22 protein-coding genes and 1 pseudogene are annotated in these 21,778 nt (G+C 64.0%); 22 read left to right on the forward strand and 1 reads right to left on the reverse strand.

Translation table 11 applies throughout. The features are described 5' to 3' along the window. Nucleotides 1-570, reverse strand: a pseudogene (locus ASF71_RS23685) (IS3 family transposase); the annotation flags it as partial. 420 nt (nucleotides 571-990) lie between these two features. On the opposite strand from ASF71_RS23685, the gene ASF71_RS10340 reads away from it, so the two are divergent. The 22 genes from ASF71_RS10340 to dnaN all read left to right on the forward strand — a co-directional run bounded on the left by ASF71_RS10340 (nucleotide 991) and on the right by dnaN (nucleotide 21,489). Continuing rightward, nucleotides 991-1,233, forward strand: coding sequence for a hypothetical protein (locus tag ASF71_RS10340; RefSeq protein ID WP_056299221.1), 243 nt, complete (start codon nucleotides 991-993; stop codon nucleotides 1,231-1,233). Beyond that, a complete protein-coding gene (locus ASF71_RS25540; RefSeq protein ID WP_255354732.1) occupies nucleotides 1,230-1,358 on the forward strand; it encodes a hypothetical protein in 129 nt (42 codons plus the stop codon). The genes ASF71_RS10340 and ASF71_RS25540 overlap by 4 nt, the downstream gene beginning before the upstream one ends. Before the next feature lie 450 nt (nucleotides 1,359-1,808). Further along, on the forward strand, nucleotides 1,809-1,961 hold the full coding sequence (locus ASF71_RS10350; RefSeq protein ID WP_156372728.1) for a hypothetical protein: 153 nt from the start codon (nucleotides 1,809-1,811) through the stop codon (nucleotides 1,959-1,961). A 62-nt stretch (nucleotides 1,962-2,023) separates the two neighbouring features. Further along, nucleotides 2,024-2,437, forward strand: coding sequence for a hypothetical protein (locus tag ASF71_RS10355; protein WP_056299231.1), 414 nt, complete (start codon nucleotides 2,024-2,026; stop codon nucleotides 2,435-2,437). Between the two features lie 428 nt (nucleotides 2,438-2,865). Further along, nucleotides 2,866-3,138 carry a hypothetical protein gene (locus ASF71_RS10360; RefSeq protein ID WP_056299234.1) on the forward strand — a complete coding sequence of 91 codons (273 nt, stop codon included), beginning with the start codon at nucleotides 2,866-2,868 and terminating at the stop codon, nucleotides 3,136-3,138. A 31-nt stretch (nucleotides 3,139-3,169) separates the two neighbouring features. After that, nucleotides 3,170-3,448, forward strand: coding sequence for a hypothetical protein (locus ASF71_RS10365; protein ID WP_056299237.1), 279 nt, complete (start codon nucleotides 3,170-3,172; stop codon nucleotides 3,446-3,448). 218 nt (nucleotides 3,449-3,666) lie between these two features. After that, nucleotides 3,667-4,224, forward strand: coding sequence for a hypothetical protein (locus ASF71_RS10370; protein WP_235514306.1), 558 nt, complete (start codon nucleotides 3,667-3,669; stop codon nucleotides 4,222-4,224). 34 nt (nucleotides 4,225-4,258) lie between these two features. After that, a complete protein-coding gene (locus ASF71_RS10375) occupies nucleotides 4,259-5,761 on the forward strand; it encodes an AAA family ATPase (RefSeq protein ID WP_056299242.1) in 1,503 nt (500 codons plus the stop codon). 85 nt (nucleotides 5,762-5,846) lie between these two features. Next, on the forward strand, nucleotides 5,847-6,842 hold the full coding sequence (locus ASF71_RS22615) for a type II toxin-antitoxin system prevent-host-death family antitoxin (RefSeq protein ID WP_082505916.1): 996 nt from the start codon (nucleotides 5,847-5,849) through the stop codon (nucleotides 6,840-6,842). Beyond that, complete coding sequence (locus tag ASF71_RS22620) at nucleotides 6,842-7,726, forward strand: ParB/RepB/Spo0J family partition protein (RefSeq protein WP_235514310.1); 885 nt, start codon at nucleotides 6,842-6,844, stop codon at nucleotides 7,724-7,726. Before ASF71_RS22615 ends, ASF71_RS22620 begins: the two co-directional genes overlap by 1 nt. Nucleotides 7,727-7,813: 87 nt before the next feature. Further along, entirely contained in the window at nucleotides 7,814-9,307 is a 1,494-nt protein-coding gene (locus tag ASF71_RS10380; RefSeq protein ID WP_056299245.1) for a vWA domain-containing protein, read from the forward strand. Nucleotides 9,308-9,342: 35 nt separating this feature from the next. Further along, nucleotides 9,343-9,897 carry a hypothetical protein gene (locus tag ASF71_RS10385; protein WP_056299248.1) on the forward strand — a complete coding sequence of 185 codons (555 nt, stop codon included), beginning with the start codon at nucleotides 9,343-9,345 and terminating at the stop codon, nucleotides 9,895-9,897. A 33-nt stretch (nucleotides 9,898-9,930) separates the two neighbouring features. Then, nucleotides 9,931-10,842, forward strand: a complete 912-nt coding sequence (locus tag ASF71_RS10390; RefSeq protein WP_056299251.1) for a hypothetical protein — start codon at nucleotides 9,931-9,933, stop codon at nucleotides 10,840-10,842. A 41-nt stretch (nucleotides 10,843-10,883) separates the two neighbouring features. Continuing rightward, entirely contained in the window at nucleotides 10,884-11,354 is a 471-nt protein-coding gene (locus tag ASF71_RS10395; protein ID WP_056299254.1) for a hypothetical protein, read from the forward strand. A gap of 34 nt (nucleotides 11,355-11,388) precedes the next feature. Then, entirely contained in the window at nucleotides 11,389-12,090 is a 702-nt protein-coding gene (locus ASF71_RS10400) for a hypothetical protein (RefSeq protein WP_056299257.1), read from the forward strand. A 61-nt stretch (nucleotides 12,091-12,151) separates the two neighbouring features. Further along, nucleotides 12,152-13,297 carry a toprim domain-containing protein gene (locus ASF71_RS10405; RefSeq protein WP_235514312.1) on the forward strand — a complete coding sequence of 382 codons (1,146 nt, stop codon included), beginning with the start codon at nucleotides 12,152-12,154 and terminating at the stop codon, nucleotides 13,295-13,297. A 36-nt stretch (nucleotides 13,298-13,333) separates the two neighbouring features. Continuing rightward, nucleotides 13,334-13,768, forward strand: a complete 435-nt coding sequence (locus ASF71_RS10410) for a hypothetical protein (RefSeq protein ID WP_235514315.1) — start codon at nucleotides 13,334-13,336, stop codon at nucleotides 13,766-13,768. Continuing rightward, nucleotides 13,765-14,343, forward strand: coding sequence for a hypothetical protein (locus ASF71_RS10415; RefSeq protein ID WP_056299267.1), 579 nt, complete (start codon nucleotides 13,765-13,767; stop codon nucleotides 14,341-14,343). Before ASF71_RS10410 ends, ASF71_RS10415 begins: the two co-directional genes overlap by 4 nt. A gap of 36 nt (nucleotides 14,344-14,379) precedes the next feature. After that, nucleotides 14,380-15,360, forward strand: a complete 981-nt coding sequence (locus tag ASF71_RS25085; protein ID WP_235514316.1) for an N-6 DNA methylase — start codon at nucleotides 14,380-14,382, stop codon at nucleotides 15,358-15,360. A gap of 69 nt (nucleotides 15,361-15,429) precedes the next feature. After that, entirely contained in the window at nucleotides 15,430-19,590 is a 4,161-nt protein-coding gene (locus ASF71_RS10420; protein ID WP_235514319.1) for a DEAD/DEAH box helicase, read from the forward strand. A gap of 145 nt (nucleotides 19,591-19,735) precedes the next feature. Continuing rightward, complete coding sequence (locus ASF71_RS10425; RefSeq protein ID WP_056299271.1) at nucleotides 19,736-20,218, forward strand: hypothetical protein; 483 nt, start codon at nucleotides 19,736-19,738, stop codon at nucleotides 20,216-20,218. A 188-nt stretch (nucleotides 20,219-20,406) separates the two neighbouring features. Further along, a complete protein-coding gene (gene dnaN, locus ASF71_RS10430) occupies nucleotides 20,407-21,489 on the forward strand; it encodes a DNA polymerase III subunit beta (protein ID WP_056299274.1) in 1,083 nt (360 codons plus the stop codon). Nucleotides 21,490-21,778 lie beyond the last annotated feature (289 nt).

The raw sequence follows: 21,778 nt of genomic DNA on the forward strand, positions 1-21,778 counted from the left end.
CGCAGACCACGGTCGCGCATCAGGCGGGCGACCCGCTTGCGGGACACCCGCTGCCCCTGAGCCTGCAACTCCGCATGAATGCGTGGTGCTCCATACCGTCCTTTGCWGCGCTGGTGAATGTCCTGGATGCGCTGCTSSAGCAGCGCATCCTGCTGCGTGCGCGTTGAGATGGGCCTTCTTCGCCAGCTGTGGTACCCRCTCACCGACACCTCCAGCACCCGGCACAGCACGTCCAGGCGGTACTGGGGGCGGTGAGCATTGATGAACTGATACCTCAGCGCAGGGTTTCCTTGGCGAAGAAGGCCGTCGCTTTTTTCAGGAACGCTCCTGACGCAGGATCTCGTTTTCCTTGCGGAGCCGCTGAATCTCCTGCTGYTCGGGGCTCAGGGCCTGACGGCCCTGTCCTGGGAACGCGGTTTCCCCGTTGRTCTGCTGCGCGTTCCGCCATTTTCGCAGCAAGGAGACACGGATGCCCAGGTCGCGGGCGGTGCCGGAGAGATTGCCGCTGGTGCGSGCGARCTGCACAGCATCTCGTTTGAACTCAGCGGTATGGATTCTGCGGGTCGTCATGAGGGTGCCTCCTATCGTGGGGGCTTATCTCCATCTGCGCAAAATCGGGTCAACCTCAGTCCGCTGCACAGCATCTCGTTTGAACTCAGCGGTATGGATTCTGCGGGTCGTCATGAGGGTGCCTCCTATCGTGGGGGCTTATCTCCATCTGCGCAAAATCGGGTCAACCTCACCCTGTAACTATGCCCTCTATGTACAGAGTCACCATTACCGCGCAGGACGACACGGTCACTCTGGACTGAACACACTCGACCGAGCTCGCCGCACGCTTGACCTTCGATACGGCGGTGACCTACCCCGGGAACACCATCACATTGATACACGGCACCGTGGAACTGAGGCGTCGGCAGTTGCCTGGCAGCCTACCGGGCGTATGGGGCGCCGCTGGGTCTGGACCTCGCGGGGAATCCGAAGCTCGCGTTGCAACTCCCGGTCGCTGCCCTGATCGCCGCCGCGTTCTGGAATGACCGGGGCCTGAACAGCCGGGCGGATGCGGGCGACCTGATCGCGGTGACGCAGGCTATCAACGGTGGACAGAACGGCGCGGCTGATCGTCTCGCGCGCTACCGCAACATCATCGGCACGTTGCGCGATCAGGCGGCCGCGCTGAAGACTCGGAACGAGCTCGTGCACCGCAGTTGCCGGCAGCACGGCTCCTCGTGAACGGCGTCGAGGTGAACCCGGACGCGGCGACGATCAAAGGCGACATCATCACGCTGGCCAGTGGCGTGCACCGAATCACGAAGCAGTCGCGCGTCGGCGAGAAGCTCTCTGTCCAAACCGGCTGAGGCCGCTCAGCCTCCGGAGACACCTGGTGCCCGGTTGCGGCGCGTGATCATTCCCGGAACGACAGGCGGCCTCTCCACCCTCGTCCCTGGGGTGCAGGGGTTCTACCTTCTCCTCATCCTGTTCGCCCACTCCTACTTCACCGGGCGACCATTGCCCGGGGCGTTCGGTGAGTTGCTCGCCAGGTGCATCGCCATGATGGGCGTGCACCAGATCCGGGGGAGCCTCGCCGATCGAGCGAACGCACAGAACGGATTGGGTCCGGTCCCGGTCGACCCGAGTGACCCGGCGCAGGGCACACCAGCTGCAGCGACACCGGGTCGCCTCCCCGATCCGCGACCGACCGCCGAGTGACCTTCAGTGATCAAGGGCTGGTCATCCATCCTGTTCGTCCAGCGCAATCGCACCTTGAACAGTGAGACATGGACAAGGGGGAGTGGCTCGTTGGAACCATGACCGCGCAGAAGTTCGCCGAACACCTGGAGCATCTTCGAGAGTTGAGTTACCAGGCGCAGGAGCAGCGGCTCCAATTTTTATCCTGGTGCGTCGAGCAACAAGCGATCCTTGACGAGCAGGAGTGGCGTCGCAAGCACCCCAAGCTCTGAGCGCTGTCCTTTCTTCCGGCCCTGCCCACGTGGCGGGGCCGCGCCCATTTCAGGAGACCTCCATGACCATTGATCCCCGCATCGCCGAGATCCTCCGCACGCGCCGTGAGCAGGGTGTCGTCATCGAACAGACGGTACAGGTCCCTCGCAAGAGCACCGGCGCGACACCGAGCTGGGTGCCCAATGGAACCTTCGGCAGCGCCCCCCTCCAGGTGCCTGCTCTCAACACGACCACCGAGGTCACGCCCCTCGACGACGTCGCCCTGGCGGAGCGCCTGGCCCTCATCCTGCCGGCAGCCGACAGCCTGATTCGCAAGACTGTGGCGGCCGTGCGGAACGACGGCAAGCTGACGTGGATGGAGGCCCTCACGCTGGCGCCTGAGCTGCGCAACATCGTGTCGGAAGTCGTGGGCCAGGTGGTGCCGGAAATCAAGGGGACGAGTGCCCGCGAGCTGGTGATCCTGGTCCTCGCTTAACTGCTGCAGTACGTCGCCCCTCCCTGCCGACGCCTCTGCAAGGGTGGCTCACGGCCCAAATGTTGCGCACGCTCGTCGCCACACTGCAGAGCGCGTACGAGACCTGGGTCAAACCCAAGTTGAAGACTAGGAGCTCCGCCTTCGCCACCTCACGGTGACCTAAGCTGAGGTGCTCGTCTTGCGCTGCGTTGCCCTGATGAACAAGGCCCCACCTCTCTCCTTCGCTGCGTGCCGGGAGAGAGGTGGGGCCTTTTTGGTTGCTCCCCTTCCATCGCCCGTGCTGAGCCCTGCCTCGGCCCGACCGTCTAGGCTTTGTTCAAGTAAATGAGATAGGGAGTGAGGAACCACCTCTCCCCTCCCCTACCGATGCTCAGCCTTCTCTCCGTCTTCCGAACTCTTATGTTCCCTTGTGAATAGCATCTGAACTGATGCCGCGCGTGCAGGAAGACTTCTCGCCTTTCCCTCCGATCTTGCTGCCCCAGGTGCGCCGGATCTACCCCACCGCGGTCAGGGTGATCATCCACTCCCAGCTGGTGCACGATCCGGTCTGGCAGCTCCACCACACCTCCACGACGTGCGCGGCCTTCGACGAGCAGGGACGCACGCTCCTCCCCGTGCGGCCGGAGGAGATGCCGGGCTTATGCGAGCTGATCCACGAGCACTGTGGGGGTGGCCTGCAGGTGCTCGACATTGTCGCTTGATGTCTGGCCCCTTCGGGGGCCTTCTGTGCGTATGCCTGAGCAACTCAAGCCCCACTACCTCCCCCTGGACACCTTCCTCCTCGACCTGCTCCGCCAGCACCTGCCCGCAGGGAGCAATCTGTTGCACGCGAATCACCTGCGCAAGACGGTCGGCGACCAGATGACTCACCAGGTGCGGGCGGAGATCCGTCTGCCGACCGGTGAGGAACAGACCGGCCTGCTGGTGGCCACGACAGCCGGTGTCCCGGAGAGCGCGGACGTGCGCGTCATCTGGACGCTGCCCACCTGGTCCCGACAAGCACAGGGGTAAGCACGCGCCGTGTTTCGGGAAGGCCCTGCCCTCAGGGCCTCTCCCAGCCGCTGCCCGCTCCGTCAAGCTGAAGGCGCGTTGGCTTCGTGTCTCAGGAAGGGGGCTCTTCCCTTTCAGCTCTGGCCCCCGAGACTCGGGGGCCAGCTGCGGGGATGCGGTACCTCGTTCCTACGGCTAGTGATATCGATGCGTTCCAGGCGCACCCGCACATTGGGGTCATGACTCAACCCCGTACGGGCCTGGGACGAGGCATCCGGAGCGGCCGGTCCTGGGCGTGTGATTGCGACGTCTTCGGGCCTTATGGGGTTGAATTGGGTCGGTATCTGAATCTGCTTGACCGGCTCGAACCCTATGCGCCCACCAGCCTCTTCGTGACGCTCCCAGACGTGCCCGGGGACGGTGGAGCTACCCTGGATTCTTGGGAAGAGCACCTGTTCGCTTTCGTGGGGCGGGGCTTCCCGTTGGCCTATGTCTTGCAGGATGGTTGCGAGGCCTGGCCCTTTCCTGAAGGCTGTGAGGCCGTGTTTCTGGGCGGCACAGATGCTTGGCGGGAGGCTCACGCGGCAACCCTGCTCGCACGTGCAGCGCGCCAGGGGCTCTACGTGCACGTCGGCCGGGTGAACTCTGCCCGACGCTGCCGTGCCCTGGCCCCCCTGGGCGCAGACAGCGTGGACGGGACCTGGCTGGCCTGGCGGTCTGAAGGCTTGGAGAAGGCGCTGGGCACGCTCGGACACTGGCTGGACGGTGCGCAGCCGCTCCTCAAGCTTGTCGGATAAAGCTCTGGCCCCCGGTGGGGGCCACGGTGCGGGCATGATCGATTCCAGACGCGTGTTCTCGATGTCCTGCGACCTGTTTCCCAGCCTGGGGACGAAAGGGATGGTCAACATGCCTTCCACCTGCCGGAGCCTGCTCGATCCGAACGGGATGGCCATGCGTCGGGTGCCCTGGGGGGCCTTGACGGCCGCATGTCAGGTGCTGCTCGGCTCAGTGCAGGCGCATCAGGAGGGGCAGACCCTCACCCTGGAGTGTCAAGACAAGCACGGTGGGCGACAGGTGATTCGCGTCGAGCAGGGACAGAGCAACTTCTCGTGGGTGAACGCCGGGACGACGGTTCGGCCGTACCTGTTGATTCTCGGCGAGGCCTTGATCTTTGGGAAACACCCGGAGTTGCAGGAGCGCTGGCAAGGCCTGCTGGAGACGATGAAGGACGTCCGCCTGCCGCTCGCCAGGATACAGTTGAGCAACCTGAGCGCCCAGGAGCCGGTTAAGGACGCCATGTGCAAGGTGCTCGACACGCTCTACACCGTGGGGAAGCTTGAGGGGGCCTACCGGGTGGAGAGCGAAGCGGCCCTCCCTGCGCCGGCACGCTATGAGCACACGCCACTCCTGTGGGGTGGGACGGTCAAGCGGGCGGCCGCCGATCCCCTCTCTCCCGAAAGCGTGCTGGCTCGCCGGGTGGGCCGGGGCGTCCGGGCGTTGCTCTGTGGGCCGACCGGGTGTGGGAAGACCGAACTGGACAAGCGCGTGGCCCTCCAGACGGGCGCGCGCCTGGTGAGCATCAAGGGGCGGCCAGGCCTGGAAGACCGGGACATGATCGGGTTCATCTCCCCCACCGTGCAGGGACCACAATGGATGGATGGGCCGCTCGCCCGGGCGTGGCGGCTCGCGCAGGGAGGCGAGCGGGTGGTGCTGCTGGTGGACGAGCTGCTGCGCCTGGATGCCTATCACCGCAACGTCCTGATTGGGGGACTGGATGATGTCAATGCCGAGGAGCTGGAAGCGTTGACGGGACAGGCGCATCCGGCGGGGCGGTACTACACGTTGGAGCTGCCCGGCGCCGGGGAGGTGTTGTACGCCTCGACGAGTCTGCTGTCGGTGATCTGCACGACGAACGTGGGGGGGAGCTATACGCAGAGTGGGGAGATCGACCCGGCCCTGCTGCGCCGGTTTCAGCGGACGTTGTTTCTGGAGTATCCGGAGGCGGCGGACATTCTGCCGGTGTATCGGCAGGCCTGCGCGCCGGCAGCGGAGGTGGCGTACAGCCTGGAGGTGGTCACGCGCTCGAGTACGACCGCAGATGGGCAGCTGCTAGAGCGGCCGATGAACATTGGCGTCACGCTGAATTACCTCGCGGAAGTGCAGGACCTGCTGGATATGGGGATGCTCCTGCGGGCCGCGCTGGAGGCCGCCTTACTGGTGACCGTGGTGCCGTTCTGCTGCGCGATGACCCAGGCGGGAACGCCGGACGAGGCAGGCATCAACATGCTCAAGGTCAAATTGCAGGCTGAATGCCAGCAGCGCAAAGTCGCTTAAACGTGCTGGGGACGCAACCGCGTCCCCAGCATCTTCTCTCATGTTGAAAGCTGTAAAAGTTTAAACTTTCTGCTAGAGTGTGACTATGACGCCAGTCAGCCCCCCCATTAAAGTTCGGGGGAAAGAAATACGCAAAGAACTGAGCCGTGTGCTGGTGCAGGTTGGTGATGGGCAACATGTGCTGATTACGCATCATGACCGACCTGTCGCAGCAATCATACCCATAGAAGACTATTACCGTCTTCCCCCACAACCCCAGGAGGGTGATATGCAAGTTATCAGTATCTACAATCAAGCGGGCGGGGCTGGAAAAACAACTGTCACCCGTGACCTTGGATACGCCTTGACGAATCGGGGTTACCGGGTCTTACTTATTGACTTGGACGCTCAGGCATCTCTTACGAGATGGCTGGGGTTATTGACTCCTACGCAAGATCAGCCTAAACCACCTGCAAGTCGGCTTGATCGTACCGTATTTAGTGTAATTAGCGATCCTGAAGCAGATCTGCCTACTCCACTTCGGGCATTTGGTATGGATGTTGTACCAGCGAACAGTAAACTTAGTGCCGGCGATGCTCTTCTATATGACGATAGGCAGAGAATGGACTATCTTAGAAGGGCAATACACAGCCTCAAAGGCAGGTACGATATTGTACTTTTAGATGCTCCTCCCGGTAGAACTTCAATGGCTCTGGCTGCTGTTGCTGCAAGTGATCATATGATCATACCAGTAAACGCCAGTAAAGCCTTGGAGAATATCAATAATGTTGCTGAAGTTTTAAGAGATGCCCGACTATATGCTCCAAATCTTAACGTACTGGCATTTGTTCCCCATTCTATAAATACCGCACAGAATCATGACAAGGATATCTTAAGGTATTTGAATGATGAACTATCTGCTCTAGCGCCAAGCACAACCCCGATAACTTTTAAAAATGTCCTCTATAAGGATGCCTCTATGGCTCAAGAGCCTATAGCTGTATTTGCACCAAAGCATAGTCCAAAGGCCGAATATGATGTTCTCGCTTCTGAAATTCTACAAATGCTCAATCTTGCGTCTAAGTTGGAGGCAGGAGTCTGATGCGTGGCACTCGTCCCAAGCTCAGTTTGGACTTCACATCTAGTGATCTTGTGTCGGGGTTAAAGAGTCCAAGCGTACTTCTGTTGTCTCCTCTGAAGATTCGAGTACGTGATGAATTTAATCCACGTGGACGGCACACAAATCAGGAAGAGGCATTTAGCGAGGATCGGCTCTTAGATTTAGGGGAAAGTCTGAGGCGGGATGGGGTACTTTCTCCTTTGCTGGTAAGTCAAGATGCCGAGGGGGAGTACTGGTTGATTGCAGGTGAACGGCGACTACGCGCCGCCCGTCTTGTCAACCTCAATGAAGTGCCTGTTATATTGAAAGATGAGCAAAATAGCTATCGTATTGCTCTGATAGAGAATCTACAGAGGGAAAATCTCAATGCTGTTGATGAAACATTTGGAGTTCTTCAACTTCTAGCGCAAGAAACTGGATTAGATCAAGATGAATTACCGGCAGCTCTGCGGCAGGCCGCTCGGAAGGATGCGGAAGATCCTCACGAACTTGGTAAGAAGCTACGAAGCTATGGAAATCATTCTTTAGACGCTTGGGCACGACATCGTCTCAATTTTTTGCGTTTATCATCACTAGAATTGGATGCCATTCGAAGTAGGCTTGCCCCTTGGCGCAATATTATTGAGCTTGTTCGTCTTCCTGAGGGAAATGACAGAAAACTTCTTTTGGATAAGATCACGCAAGATGCCTTATCTCTCAAACAGATTTCTGCTGAAGTAAATAGTATTCTTGGAAAAAAGACTGTTTCTCCGGAATTTAAGCAGCTATTCAAGGGTATCAACCCCGAGAGAGTGGCTGCTCTACCTGACGATAAGCGTGCCGAAGCACGCGCACTTCTCCAAAAGCTCCAAGAGATCCTGAGCTGAGGACGTGCGTCCTCAACTCCTCGCGGCTGAGGACGCACGTCCTCAAGACAGGTATGGCCCCCCAACTTCGGGGGGCCAAACTCGTTTATGACCCCTTCCGCGCACTGGTGGCAGGCCCCCCACATCCAGGACTGGAGCCGCCAGACTTGGCGCTACTACTCCTGGCGTCCCACCTACCAGCTCACCTTGACGACCAGTGAACCCACGGCCTACGTCAACATGAAGGCCAAGCAGGTCGTCTGCAATCCGGAGTACCCCTATCCCCCACTTCTGTACCGCAGTGGCGTGCGTGGGCTCCCCAGCGACATCCGCGCCTTCCATGTCGCTTACCTCGAAAGCTTGATCGCGCACGAGGCCGGCCACACCCATCACAGCGGAGACCTCCCCGCCGGTCTCCTTGGGCAGCTCGTCAACATCATCGAGGACGAACGCATGGAACGCCTTATGGCCCAGACGTTCCCTCAACTCCAGGCACTCTTCCACCTCGCCGCCGACGCTGATGCCGCACACAGCATCGCGGGCGGTGGAACCGGCGGTGACCTCATCCGGGGTTGCCTCCTCCATCGCTTCACCTGGCACCACCCTACTTGGGCCTATATCCCGGACCAGGCCGACGCCCATCCCTGGCCCCGCGTGTGCACCATCCTCGAAGATGCTTGGACCGCTCCAGACTTCGCGGACGTCATCACGGCCGCGCGCGACATTCTGAACATCCTTGGCCTCCCTGCGGACGCCCCCCGACGCGATGACCTTGCGCACCTCCTCGACGGCACGGGACAACAGGTCCTCTCCTCTGACGAACGGGCGCAAGAGGACCCCCAGGGTGCAGGCTCCGGCAAGGGGAACGGTGGTGGACGGCCCACGCGTCCCATACCGGAGCAGCTCCCCACCGCCACGACCCTGGAACTCAAAGCGCAACTCACCGGGCTCAGCCGACAACTTGCTGGTCTCCTCCAGGCCAAGGGTAAGCCCAGCCACGTGCAGCAGAGTCGGGACCGGGGCCGCTACCGGGCCGACCGTGCCCTCACCGGCAGCGAACGGTGCTTCGACCAGCGGGTGGGTGCTGAGAAGCTCACCGAAACCCATGTGCGCCTGGCCGTGGACATCAGCGGCAGCATGAAGGGCGACAACATGGACGCCGCACGGGAACTGACCTTCGCGTTGACCTATGCCGCCCAGCTTGCGGGCGTCCCGCTCATCGCCGTGGCCTTCGACGAACAGATCGTCCCCCTCGTGGACCCAGGGCAGCCGGGCGGCGACACGGCCCTGAACACGGTCGCCCAATTGCACGCCCGCGGGAGCACCGTCCTCTCCCCTGCCCTCGAAGCCCTTTGGCGGCCCGTCCTCCCGGGGCAAAGCCTGACCTTCGTGATCACGGATGGTGGGCTGTGCAGTGACGACTACCAGGACTGCCAGCGTCTCCGAGGCAAGCACAAGGGCATGATCATCCCCGTCCTCCTCGGAGACGCACCCCGGATTCAGGCGCAGTACGAAGCGGCGTTCGGGCGGTGCGTTGCTCTTCGGGATGGAGCGCACTTACTGACGTACTTCCCAAGTTTTCTGCGCGCCTTCCTAAAATGAGTGCTGGCCCCCGTGGTGGGGGCCACGCTGCCGTCATGACACCCTGGTCGACCCTGCTCCTCTTGATCTCGCAGACGGAGGCGCACCCACTCGCTCCTGCTCTAGCAGAGCACCTCCGCACGTCCTCAACGGACATCCAGGCGCTCGTGCAGGAAGCCTGGCAGGACGCCCGCCTGGCTCCTGATCCCCTGGCGAGGCGGTATGTCTTTGTCGAGGGGGTCCACCAACTCTTCGCGCCGCTCCCAGCCTCCGGCCCCGCAACGCATCTGGGCCATGGTCAGGCGCTCGCTCACTACGCCACTCGCCTGGAGCACGCGCCGCCCTGCCTGCACGAAGCCATCCGGGACATCACGACCTTCGGGCAGGAAATCAGCGTCACCCGTCGGCTCCAACGCGATGGAGTGCTCGCCTGTCTGGAGCGGGCGTGCTTTGATCTCGGCCGCGCCCTCAGGGGACAGGCCACGGTCCGGCGGTTGGAGCACCACCAGGTCACGCTGCTTGAACTCGCCTACGACCGCAATGAGACCGTCACGCCACTCCCGGTCGATACGACCCAAGCTGGGTGGGCGCAGCAGCTGGCCGTACGCTGAAGATCTGGCTCCCAGGTGGGGCCATCCCCGAGCATGACTGTTCCGCATGCCTGGTATCCCCGGTTCAACGGCTTCTTCCTCGCACAGGTCCAGCAGGGCCGTGAGGGTGAAGTGTCCTGTACTCTGACCTGCTCTGGAGAACCAGTCGGCACAGTCCGCTGGTCGCCGGGCTCCCCTCCGCACTTCGAACCCGAGGGCCTGAAGTGGGACCTGACGTTCTGGGTGGCGCTCAGGCTGCGGGCGGAGGACGCGGACGGTCGACTGCTCCTGGGTGAGATGCTGGACTGCTGGCAGGTGGAACAGGACGCTCAACACCACCAGATGGTTCGGAGCGGTACGTCTGCCCCAGGTGAGCAGCTGCGGGTGTTCCGACTGTCACCCGATCTCAGTCACGAGGCGTTGGCCCAGCTGGCGCACATGCCGGAGTACGCCCCAGGGTTAGTCCAGGTCTATGTCCCGCAGACCAGTTGGCAGCCTTTGCCGCATCGGCCGCATCCACAGTTTCAGGGCTTCGAACTATTGAGTCTGAGGTTCTCTGAGGAGACGGATCGACTGGACGATTTCGAGGCTACGCTTGCTCGGGACGGACAGTACATCGGGACCATCCGCCATGACCTGGAGGGGCAGGTGCTGCAGTTTCAGTTGTACACTGAGGACCGGGAGGCCTTTCTGACACTCGCGGCTCACCTCGGTTTCTCAGAAGATCCGATCAAAGGTCTGTTCTACGCCCTGGCCGAATGCCTGCATTTCGATGCTCAAGTGCTGACGGCCCAGTACGTCAGGACCACACCCCAGGGCGAGACGGCCTCCCAAATCGAATCCTTACCGCTGACGTGGACACCGCAGAACCTTGCGCGCTATGCCAGGCGACCAGACGTACAGCCGGGCTTGCGGGACTACTACGTTCGCCATCAGGGGTGGCAGTCTCTTCCTTCCCTGACCTGAGCAGGTCAGGTCTGGCCCCAGGTCTGGGGCCACCCACACGTATGGATCCTAATTTTCATCCCCGCTTCGAGGGCTTCTTCGTCAAGAACATTCAGAACGGCAAGGACGGCGACTTCGCCTGCATCCTGACCCGTCACGGCCAGGTGCTGGGGCGCGTCTGGACCGACCGTGGAAGTGCGGTATTCATGTCGCTCGCGGCAGAGGACGAGACGGCGCTCCGCGAGCTGGCGCTGCGCCTCGACCCCCTGGATCAGGAGACCGGCATGCTCATGCTTGAGTTGCTCGAAGCTGCCGAACTCGACCCACTGTCGACGAGATACCAGATCGTCCGCACCGCCCCAGATCCGGACCATCCCCTGGGCTTGCGCACCCAACAGCAGCTCCCCTTGACGTTGACCCTGGACGATCTGACGCAGCTGGCTCGCCACCCGCATTTCTCTCCGGGCCTGACCGACTACTATGTCCGGCACCGAGGCTGGCAGCCCTTGCCCCTTACCCCCGTCGCCTCCTGAGCTCTGGCCCCGAAACCGGGGCCACTTGATCGGTATGACGATTTCCCGGCATCCCCAGTTCCAAGGCTTCTTCCTCACGGACCTCGAGGCGCACCCGGAGACGGGTGAATTCCGGTGCGTGTTGACCCGACACGGTCACCCCATTGGGCTCGCTCAGGCCAGTGCGGCGAACCGGCCCGTACAGCTCCAACTTCCCGAAGCAGAAGCCCAGGCCTTTCTGGAACTCGCACAGGACCGTCATCTGCATGACCACGAGGGCCACCTGCTGATGGGTGAACTCCTCCGTCACTTCACCCTCGATCAACTCAGTCTCGAACGTCAGGTCCTCCAGACGCAGACTCGTCTTCCCGAGGACGTCCCCACCCAGATTCAGTTTCCCCTGGGCATGCCGGTCAGTGCCATCGCGGCCCTTGCCGATGATCCCGAGTACGCCCCTGGACTCGTGCAGATCTACATCCGGTACCAGGGCTGGCGCCCCCTACCTCCCCGCGACACTGCGCCCTTCCAGGGCTTCGCACTCCTGGACCCTATCGAGGAGCCGAACGAGCACTTCCAATGCGTGCTCCAGCGGGACGGCCAGGCGGTCGGCTACCTCCTCACCCACCCGGCCCAGGCGGGGCTCCGGCTCAACTGTGCCCCCCTCCACGCACGCGCCTTCCTCCACCTCGCCCAGACGCTGAATCCACAGGACCACGACGGCACCCTTCTCGTCGAAACGATACTGGGCGCGCACTAGAACCGTTGGCCCCCGTGTGGGGCCACTTTCACGTTTTCAGTTCTGGCCCACGGGACTTCCCGTGAGCCAGTTCATTCGTATGAGTCTCACCACCGCCATTGACACCTGCGATCTGCCTGGTCTGATCGCCCACCTCTGCGGGCACGAGGCCGTCCGGGGCCTGGGCACCAAGGGCGGCACCATCTGCGATCCGCGCCCCGGCATGCACGAGGCCAACCCGAGCTTCAGCGTCTGGCGCAATGGGGCCGGCACGTGGATGTGGAAGAAGCGCGGGCGGAACAGCGGGCAGGGCACGGCGTTCACCTTCCTGACTAGTCTCGGTCAGTCCGGCGCCCAGGCCAGGCAGGCCCTCCTGGAGTTCACCGGCACGGCGAGTACCTGGGACGAGGGCAGCGGAGGCGCGAAACATACCGTGACCTTCACGCCCCGGGACACGCTCGCCGAAGCGCGGCAGAAGGCAGCCGAAGTGCGCCCCATGACGCAACGCCAGTTCGGGGAGTTGCGCGACCGCCTTGAGCCACTGAAGGCCGAGGATGCGGCCGCGCAGGAACTCGCGCGTCGAGGCCTGTGGCTCGCGGACGGCCTGCAGGCGTTCAAGTACGAGGGCGATCTGGTCTTCCTGGTGCGGGGTCCGGATGGGCGGGCGTACAACATCAAGCGCCGGCGCACGGACGCGGTGAAGAGCAAGTACCAGGTCATGGTTCCGGGCCTGAGCACGCCGGCCTGGTGCAACCCCAGGTACGGGCAGGCCAAGCGGGTACTGCTCGTCGAGGGTGAGCTGAACGCGGCGGCCGCATGGCGGGTCATCCGGCAGTCGGGCCTCGACCTGGATGTACAGGGGCTCGCGGGGACGGACACCTGGCCGTTCCTCGAAGGGCTGGACCGTGAAGTCCTGATCTACGCGGACGCCGACCGGAGTGGAGACGGCATGCGTGCGCGAATGCAGGACTTGGCGTTCGCCTCCGGCGCGCCCCGGGTCCAGCAGTTGCCGGCCCTGCCTGCGGGCCAGGACTTCTGTGACGTCCTCGGCGAACAGGGTGTGGCGGCCCTGGAGCGGGTGCTGCACGCCCAGCACGAGCGGCCGGTGGAGGAGGAGACGTTGACGCTCTGGCCAGCCCAGTTCGAAGTGCAGCAGGCGGCCCGGATGAGCGTGCTGCTGGGGCAGCCTGAAGATCACCGCGCGTGGCCGCTGGTTCGCCCTCGCTGAGTTGACAGCGCCTGGGGTGTGATGCTCTTTGAAGGTATGTACGTCGTTCACACCAGTAAAGAAGGCCCCTGCGCCGCTGTGCTCACCCAGGTGCTGGGCGACCAGGCTGTGCGCAATCTCCGTCCCGCGTACTTTGATATCGGTGAACGGGTCTGGCTCGCTCCTGCGCGGCCCGTTCAGCTCAAGGACCTGGAGGTGCTGCGGACGGTCGAGGAGATTGAAGTGGTGGTGCGCCACCGCGTGCAGTGCTGGAAGGGCGAGTGGACCTCCCAGACGAAGATCATGTTCCGCGGGCAGGTGCGGTGTGGGGGGTTGGGGGACCGACGTGCGGTGAGGGGAGAGGGCTTCTCCCACGCTCAGGCGATGAGCTTCGCCGAAGCCCGCCTGGAGTTGGATCCAGCCGCTCAGGAGGTGGCCATCGTTCCGTTCTCCCTTGAGGACTTCTTGCGTCCTCGGGTGCAGCTGTCATGACCGGGTCGACGCGTTCGAGGGGTGGCCCGCTGCGCGAGCCGTCGCTCACCTACCTGATCTACGTGGGGGACCAGGGCGTGGCGTGTACGGATGATCATGCGCTCGCCGACTTGGCACTCGTGCAGCTGCGGCAGTGCCATCCAGGTGAGGTCGTGCGGTGGCGGTATGCCCCAGTCGTGGACGCGCACCGGCATCACGCGGTTCGGCTGTACCACCGCGATGACCTGCGGGTCTGCGACCTGTGGGTGGTGACCATCGACCGACAGATCCAGGGGATCACGTGGGAGTGTCGGGGGCAGACGTTGCGGGGCCTGGTAGGAGAACGGGGGGCGTGCGACGAGGGGGTGGCGTGGGGTCGGGCAGCGCATAAGACGCTCGCGGAGACCCTGGCGCGGCGGGCGATCCGGGCGTATGTGCCTCCGGAGGCTGAGGCCACGTTCAGCCTGGAAGAACTCTTCACTGACTGCAACTGGAAGCTTTGGCCCCCGCTGGGGGCTTTGTTCAGTTTCCGCCGAGGGAACCTCACCCCAGGGGTGCAGGGCGGCCAGACCGTCTTCGTCAGCGCGGGCCTGTGAGGTATGGCCCGCGCAAGCGCGGGCCAGGGGTCGCGCATGACCAAAACCCCCTCGGCTCAGCCCCAACTGCTCACCACCGACCTGTTCGGCACCTGGCAGCCCCCCACTCCCGCCAAGAGCAAGAAGGCCCCCAAGGTCACCAAGACCCTCACCCTCCCTCCCATCGACGTGGAGGCTGCCCGGGTGGACGACGCCGAGCTGCGGGCCTTCGCCCTCCAGAGTGCCCCGCAGCCCAGCGGCCGTCCCTTGCACCGTCCGATGGGGGTCGAGGCCCTCCAGACCAGTGACGTAGCCACCCGCCTGAAGGCGAACGCCCTCGCCGACCAGATTGCCCGCATGGACGGGGAATTGACCCCGGAGGCCGTGCGTGCCCTGCTGGCGTTCAGTGGCGCCGGTGGCCTAGGCGACCAGAGCGCTTCGACGAATGCCTTCTACACGCCGAGTGCCCTGGCGAAGTTCTGCTGGGAGATCGCGGCTGTCCTCAAAGCGGGACCGAGTGCCCTGGAGTTTGCTGCTGGGGGTGGAGCGTTCCTCGAAACGGCCTCCAGATACACCGAGATCACCGCCGTCGAACTTGACGAAACGAGCAGCTTGGTCACCCGGGCCCTGTATCCGGACGTGGCCCATCATCACGTCCCCTTCGAGAGCTACCACCGGCAGTCTCAGGACCGGCCCTTCAATCTGGTGATTGGTAACCCGCCCTATGGCGGCCGTGGGGAGAGTGGCAATCTGGACCGGCCACACATCCGCGCAGCGCACTGGTACTTCACCTTCGCAGGTCTGGAGAGATTGCTGCCGGGCGGGTACATGATCACGGTGGTCCCCGAGGCCATGCTGCGCAACCCGAGCGAGCAGAAGTCCCGCGAGGAGCTCTTGGACCGCGCGCACCTGCTGGGCGCCTTCCTCGTGCCCGAGGGCGCCTTCCGGTTGACCGGTGCGGGTGTGACGACGGCCGTCCTCGTGCTGCGCCGGCATGACGCGGGGGTTTACGAGGTACTCCAGGCCCTGACGCCTTAGCAGCGCGATCAACTCCGGGAGGCGCGCTGCGTTCAGGACTTCGCCTTGCGCCGGTTCGTGGAAGGCGCCGTGGCTTTCAAGCAGGATAAGGACGAGCGCTGGGTAAGTGCGGGCATCTTCGAGAGCCTGGCTGCCGGGAAGACTGGCGTGCGGACCGGCCGGTTCGGCGATCCCGTGCTCGAGGGGGAGTTCGGCGTGTCCGAGGAGAAGCTGGAGAACGTCGTGCATACGCTCACCCGGCGCCGCTTCGACATCCTCACCCGTCCGGGCCTGGAGTCGGCCATTCGGACTCTCCTGGGGGAGACGGCCGCGCAGGTGGTGCGGGAGATCCCGGCGAGCCTGCACCCCATCCAGGAGGGTCAGGTCAGCCCCTGCCGGCGGTACCGCTTCGCGGCGGGCATGTGGCGCTACAACGGCGGCCTGAACAACCCGGCGCTCCTGAGTGCCCTGGGGGTCGCCCGGCTGGCCGTCAAGGCGCGTGGTCGCCTGCTGAAGGGTGACCCGCACCTGCGTCCAGCACTGGGGGCCGCCCACGATGCGCACGTGCAGGCCTACGGTCCCTACGACTTGGCGATGATCGGGAAGTACGTCTCCCAGTTCCCGCTGTTACGGGTGCTGGTCGATACGAGCGGCGCGCCGGCCCGAGTGCTGGAGGACGTGCAGCGGACGGCCATCCAGATTCGTGGGGGCACGATCAGTGAAGTCGCCCAGCAGTTGGAGGCGTACGGGCTGCTTGACGAGCACGCCCTGAGCGCCTATGCCCGCGTGCCCCAGGTGGCGGCCAACGCGCACCTCCTGGCGGAGTACGCCTTCGACGGGAAGATGTGGGAAGCGAACGCCACGTACTACCGGGGCAATGCGGCCCAGAAGGCGCAGGCCTGCGACACCCTGGCCGCAGAGGAACAGGGGGTGCGGCAGACTGCCATACTGACACAGGCCGCCAAGCTGCGGGCCATGACGCCCTGGAAGGATCTGTGCGACATGACGCTCGAACCCCGCGACGTACTGCTGCCCGAGCAGGTCCTGACCGCGTGGGTGAACATCTACCTGGGCACGCGCACGACGGTCAAGCGCAACCAGTGGGACCAGGAGGGCGTGGAAGCCGAACTGATCCATGCATCCCGCAGCAGCTACGGCGTGCAGCTCCGCTTGCGGAACACGTTGAAAGACGATTGGAATCTCGCCGACCGCAAGGTGGTGCCGGGCGGACGGGTGCGGGATCTGGAGGAGTATCTGAACTACCGCACGCCCGTCCAGAGCGTGCAGGATGAGGAGGCCAAGACCGAAACGCAGATTAACGCCGAGCGCAGCGCCTTCCAACTCAAAGCGGTGCACTATGAGCGCGAACTGGCGGCCCACTTCCGGTCGTGGCTGTTGGGAAGCGACCTCGCCGGCGAGGTCGAGACGGTCCTGAACGAGGCCCGGTATGGCGTGATCCCACCTCAGCCGGATATGCGTGCGCTGGTGCTCGACGCGTACCAAGGACCGCTCGCGCACCCCTTCCAGGCGGGGCACGTGCGGACGGCCGCGCGCATGGACGGCGTCATCCTGAACTTCGACGTGGGTCTAGGCAAGACGCTCTCTGCGATGATGCTGGTCGCCTTGCTCAAACAGTCCGGTCGCGCGCAACTGCCGGCGATCGTGGTCCCGCTCTCGCGCCTGGGTGACTGGGTCATGAACGCCGCGACCGCTCTGCCTGGGTACCGGGTGCTTGTGGTTGGGGGAGAGCCGCTGCGGGATGCCCAGGGCAAATTCATCCTGAACGAGGACGGGGAGCCGGAAGTCCGCGAGGATACCGGGGCGCAGCGGCGCGTGAAGATCGCCTCCCTCCTGACGGACGCGCCGGATCTGGTGATCTTCACGGCCGAGGCCTTCGAGATGATCCCCATGCTGCACGCCACGCACAAGCGCATGATCGAGTCCAACCCATCCCTGATGAGCGGTGTGGGCACGGCGGATACCTTTGACGACCGCCACCGCAAGCTGGGGGGACACAAGGCACTGGCGAAGTACGAATCGAGCCTCGCACGGCACCTGAACCGGGTGAGCGTGGCCGAGGAGACCGATGTGCCCTTCGAGGCCCTGGGGATCGACGCCGTTGTGGCGGACGAATGCCATATGTATAAAAACTCACATGCTTCGCCACGTGTGTACGGCGAAGGTAGACCCAAGTTCCTGGGTGGGGGAGGGGAGAGCAACCGGGCCTTGGACGCCTTACACAAGTACCGCTTCGTGCGGGACCAGGGCGGCCTCACGGCAGGGCTGACGGCGACCTTCTTCGGGAACTCCCCGCTGGAGATCTTCAACATGCTCGCCTTGCACACGGACGCGCTGGAGACGTATGGCATTCCGGACGTGTCGACGTTCGTCGCACGCTTCTGCGTGATCGAGCCCCGACTCATCATCCAGCCGAGCGGGGACGTGGAGTATGTGCCGTGCGTGATCGGCTTCCGGAACTTCGACGAGTTGCGCGCCATCCTGGGGCAGCACGTCATCAAGGAGACGGAACTGTCCTGCCAGATGCATGACCGGGTGGGATTGAACCTGCCGCCGCTGGAGGCCGTCGAGCACGTCTTCGATCTGCCGGAGGAGGTGATGAGCGTGTACGAGGCCGAGCAGGTGAACCTGAATGCGCCGGACTCGGAGGGGGAGAACCACATCTTCTCGATCTACGCTCGGTTGCTCAAGCTCACGCTGCACCCGCCGCTGATGAGCGTGGACGCGCCGAACATCCGGTTCGAGACGTGCGTGCAGGCGTGCCTGGAGGCGCGGGCACGTGGGGGCAGCAACCTCGTGTTCATGTATATGGGCGGCGAGAACGCGCAGACCTACCACGCGCTGAAGACAGCTCTGATCACGGCCGGGTACCCGGAGAGGGAGATCGAGGTCATCACCGCCCAGACCCACCCTGGAGGCGGAGAGCGTCTGAAGGTGGAACGCCGGGTCCGCCGAGGGGAGCTGACCTGCGTGATCGGGTCGAAGGTCATCGAGGAGGGTGGGAATTATCAGGGCATCACGGACCTGCACCACATGGACTACCCGTACCACCACCAGGCGTTCGTGCAGCGCATCGGGCGCGCCCGGCGCCAGGGCACGTGGGTGGAGGTCGTGCGCAACCACGTGTACTTCGCGCGCGGGTCGTTCGACGCGGTGCGCTACCAGCTGATGCTGGAGAAGAAGGGCTGGGCCGATCAGGTCTATGACCCCAGTGTGACCTCCTGCGAATTTGAGGGCGTGGGCTTCTCCGGCGAGGATCTGGCGGTGATGTTCAGCCGGAACCCGGAGGCGACCCGCGCGGAGATCGCGCGCAAGAAGGAAGAGCGCGCACAGCAGGCGCGGGAGGCGAACATGCGTGCGGATCTGGGCGTGATTCGGGAATACCTGGACAACCTCCGGGAGTTGAGTCGCCGACATGCGAAATCGCTCGGACGGGAGAGGGGACCGAGTGCCCAGGACCGGGTGGGCATCGCGCACCTGACGCGCGTGGTGCGGGGCCTGCACACGCAGGTCGAGAAGTTGCGCGCGGCGGGGCATCCGATGGCGGCGATCACGCGGCTGAAGCTGCCGGTGGTGTGGGCGGGCGGGCTGCCGTTGCACAAGGGCCTGACGCTGAGCCTGCATGGGCAGCAGGGCATCGTGGTCGAGGCCTTGGAGGGCCGTGGGGAAATCACGGTGAAGGTCGGGACAGACACGGGAGCTTGGCAAGTGGCAAAGCTGCTTGACGCGAAGGACGTGCAGCCGACGGGGGCAGAGGACGCCTTCGGGGTGGAGGCTTTCGAGCGGCTGGCGCCGAGCCTGCGCGACGGGGTTCTGGCCGGGCTCTCGGATGGAGCGCAGGACGCGCTGCTCACGGGGGCGCTGGGCACGGTGCCGGTGGTAGCCGAGGTTCTGCCCGAGCCGGTGGTGACGCCGCTGGTGGCGGTGGTTGAGGTGGCCGCGCCAGTTATGGTGACTGCCCCGCTGGTGAGGTTGTCGTCCCGCTTCGGCTTGAGTGTGGCGGCCCAGCTGCCGCAGGAGGCCGAGCAGGTGTTCGCGATTCAGGGAGACCATCTGGAGCCGGGCACGGAAGGCGACATGCTCCTGGCGTTGGTGCTGCGACCGAATGGGGAGGTGCGGCAGGTAACGGTGGTGCTGCGGGATGAGGCGCGCTTGGCGCAGGCGCGGACGCTGATGTGCTCGGGGAGTACGCGCTTGCGCGAGCGGGTCATGCATCTGCTCAGCGCGGCTTGAGGGACGGGGGAGGGGAGACCTTCCCCCAGCCGTTCTGTCTGACGGTGGTGCGACTTCATTGGTCACCGGACCAGTCATCAAGCTGCTCAGCGCACGTGACGTGTTGAGATCTGGCCCCAGGCGTGCGCCGGGGCCATGGGCAGGCATGCTGAACTACCCCACCTCTAGAGCCCACCCCTTCCGTCCCGCCCTCACCAGCACCTTCACCGCCACCCTGGAGCCCACCGCCGCCACCATCGCCGATCACCAGCTCGGTACCCTCACCCCGACGCCCTCGGCCCACAGTGTCGAAGTCCGCGCCGGGCTGTACTTCACCCCCGCTTGGGACCCCGAGGAAGAAGCACGGGCGAGCGTGTGCTTTCAGGACCTCACCCCCGACGCCGCCCGGCACGAAGCCCAGATGCGCGTCCTCCAGGCTGCCCGGCGTCGCGCCCTCCACGGCGTGACCTGGCGCTTCGAACGCCTCACTGTCCGCATCGTCGATCACGACGGCACGTACCTCGCGATTGAGAGTTTGGCGGGCGTCGCCAGCGACCTGCACCCCGACCGCTACCAGGAGTTGCGCGAGGCCCTCGAAGAGGCCGCCCATGACGCCGCGCAGGACTGGGCGATCCTGGGGCTGAATTGAGGCTCGGCGGTATCCTGCACCCGTTCCCACCAGTTCTGGCCCCCGCACCCGGGGGCCACCTCGCCCACATGATCCCCAAGGAAGCTGCGATGAGCGCGACCCCCAAGAAGACCCCGGCCGCCAAGGCCCCCCGGAACACGCCGGCCACCAAGACGCCCCCACCTGCCCTGCTGGCCCAGGGGGAGTCTCTGCGCGTCCAGATCACCAAGCGCACACTGAGCGAGGCGCTGGGCCTCCTCGAGCGCGTGATCCCCACCCGCAGCACCAACCCCCTCCTGACGATGCTCCGGATGGATGCCAGCGAGACCGGCCTGACCCTGAGCGGCACGAACCTGGAAGTCGACCTGGCCTGCTTCGCCCCTGCAGAAGTGCATCACCCGCAGAGCCTGGTCGTGCCGGCACACCTGTTCGCTCAGGTGGTGCGCAACATGAATGGCGAGCTGATCGAGCTCGCGCTGGAGGGCAAGGAACTCACCGTGCGGGCGGAGGGCAGCGATGTCAAGTTGCAGATCGGCGACGTGGAAGCGTACCCCCCACTGACGTTCCCCCAGGTGGCGGATGCCACGGTGGACGCGGCGGCCCTGTCCAAGGCCCTGGGCAGTGTGCGGTACGCCGCGAGCAACGAGGCCTTCCAGGCCGTTTTCCGGGGCGTCAAGCTTGAACAGCATGCCGCGTTCGCACGGGTGGTGGCGTCGGACGGGTATCGAGTCGCGCTCTACGACTTCCCCTCGACGGGGGAAGGCCAGACGCTGATCATCCCGGCGCGCAGCGTGGACGAGCTGGTGCGGGTCCTGCGCGACGGCGAGGCGCGCTTCACGTACGGAGATGGGCAACTGAGTGTGACCACGACCCGGGTGCGCATGAACCTGAAGCTGCTCGATGGGGCGTTCCCGGACTACGACCGCGTGATCCCGAAGGAGATCAAATTGCAGGTGCGGTTGCCGGCAGCCCTGCTGAAGGAAGCCGTGGGGCGGGTGTCCGTGCTGGCCGACCGGGGCGCGAACAACCGAATCGAGTTCCTGATCGGGGAGGGGAAACTTCGCCTGGCGGCTGAGGGTGATTACGGCCGGGCGCAGGATCTGCTCGACGTCGTGCAGAGCGGAACGGTTGGGACGATGCGGCTGGCGTTCAATGCGCGACATGTGCTGGATGCCCTGACGGCCATTGAGGGGGATGTGGAACTGCTGTTCTCCGGGCCGACGAGCCCGGCGATCTTTCAGCCAGTGGATCAGTCGGGATACCGGAGTGTGATGGTAACGCTACGCGTCTAAGGCCTGCTCCAGGGTGTCCTGGGGCGAATTTACCTTTCGGCAGTTGGCCTGAGGACGAGCGAGACTCTCGTTCTATTGGAGAGGGTGGAATTTAATCATAGGGAGCGAAATCGACAGAGGATCTAAGAGTGTCGTCATCGCCCCTCTGGGAAGGCAGCCCCAGTGCCACATCACTCCCGCATACTGGGCCTAGCACTACTCAAACACGGATTTTCGCGATATGGACAATGTTTTTACGAAGTTGATGGGTCTATATTTGAAGGCTGAAATGCTCAAATTATACTATCAA

This window comes from Deinococcus sp. Leaf326, from assembly GCF_001424185.1.
Lineage (GTDB): Bacteria > Deinococcota > Deinococci > Deinococcales > Deinococcaceae > Deinococcus.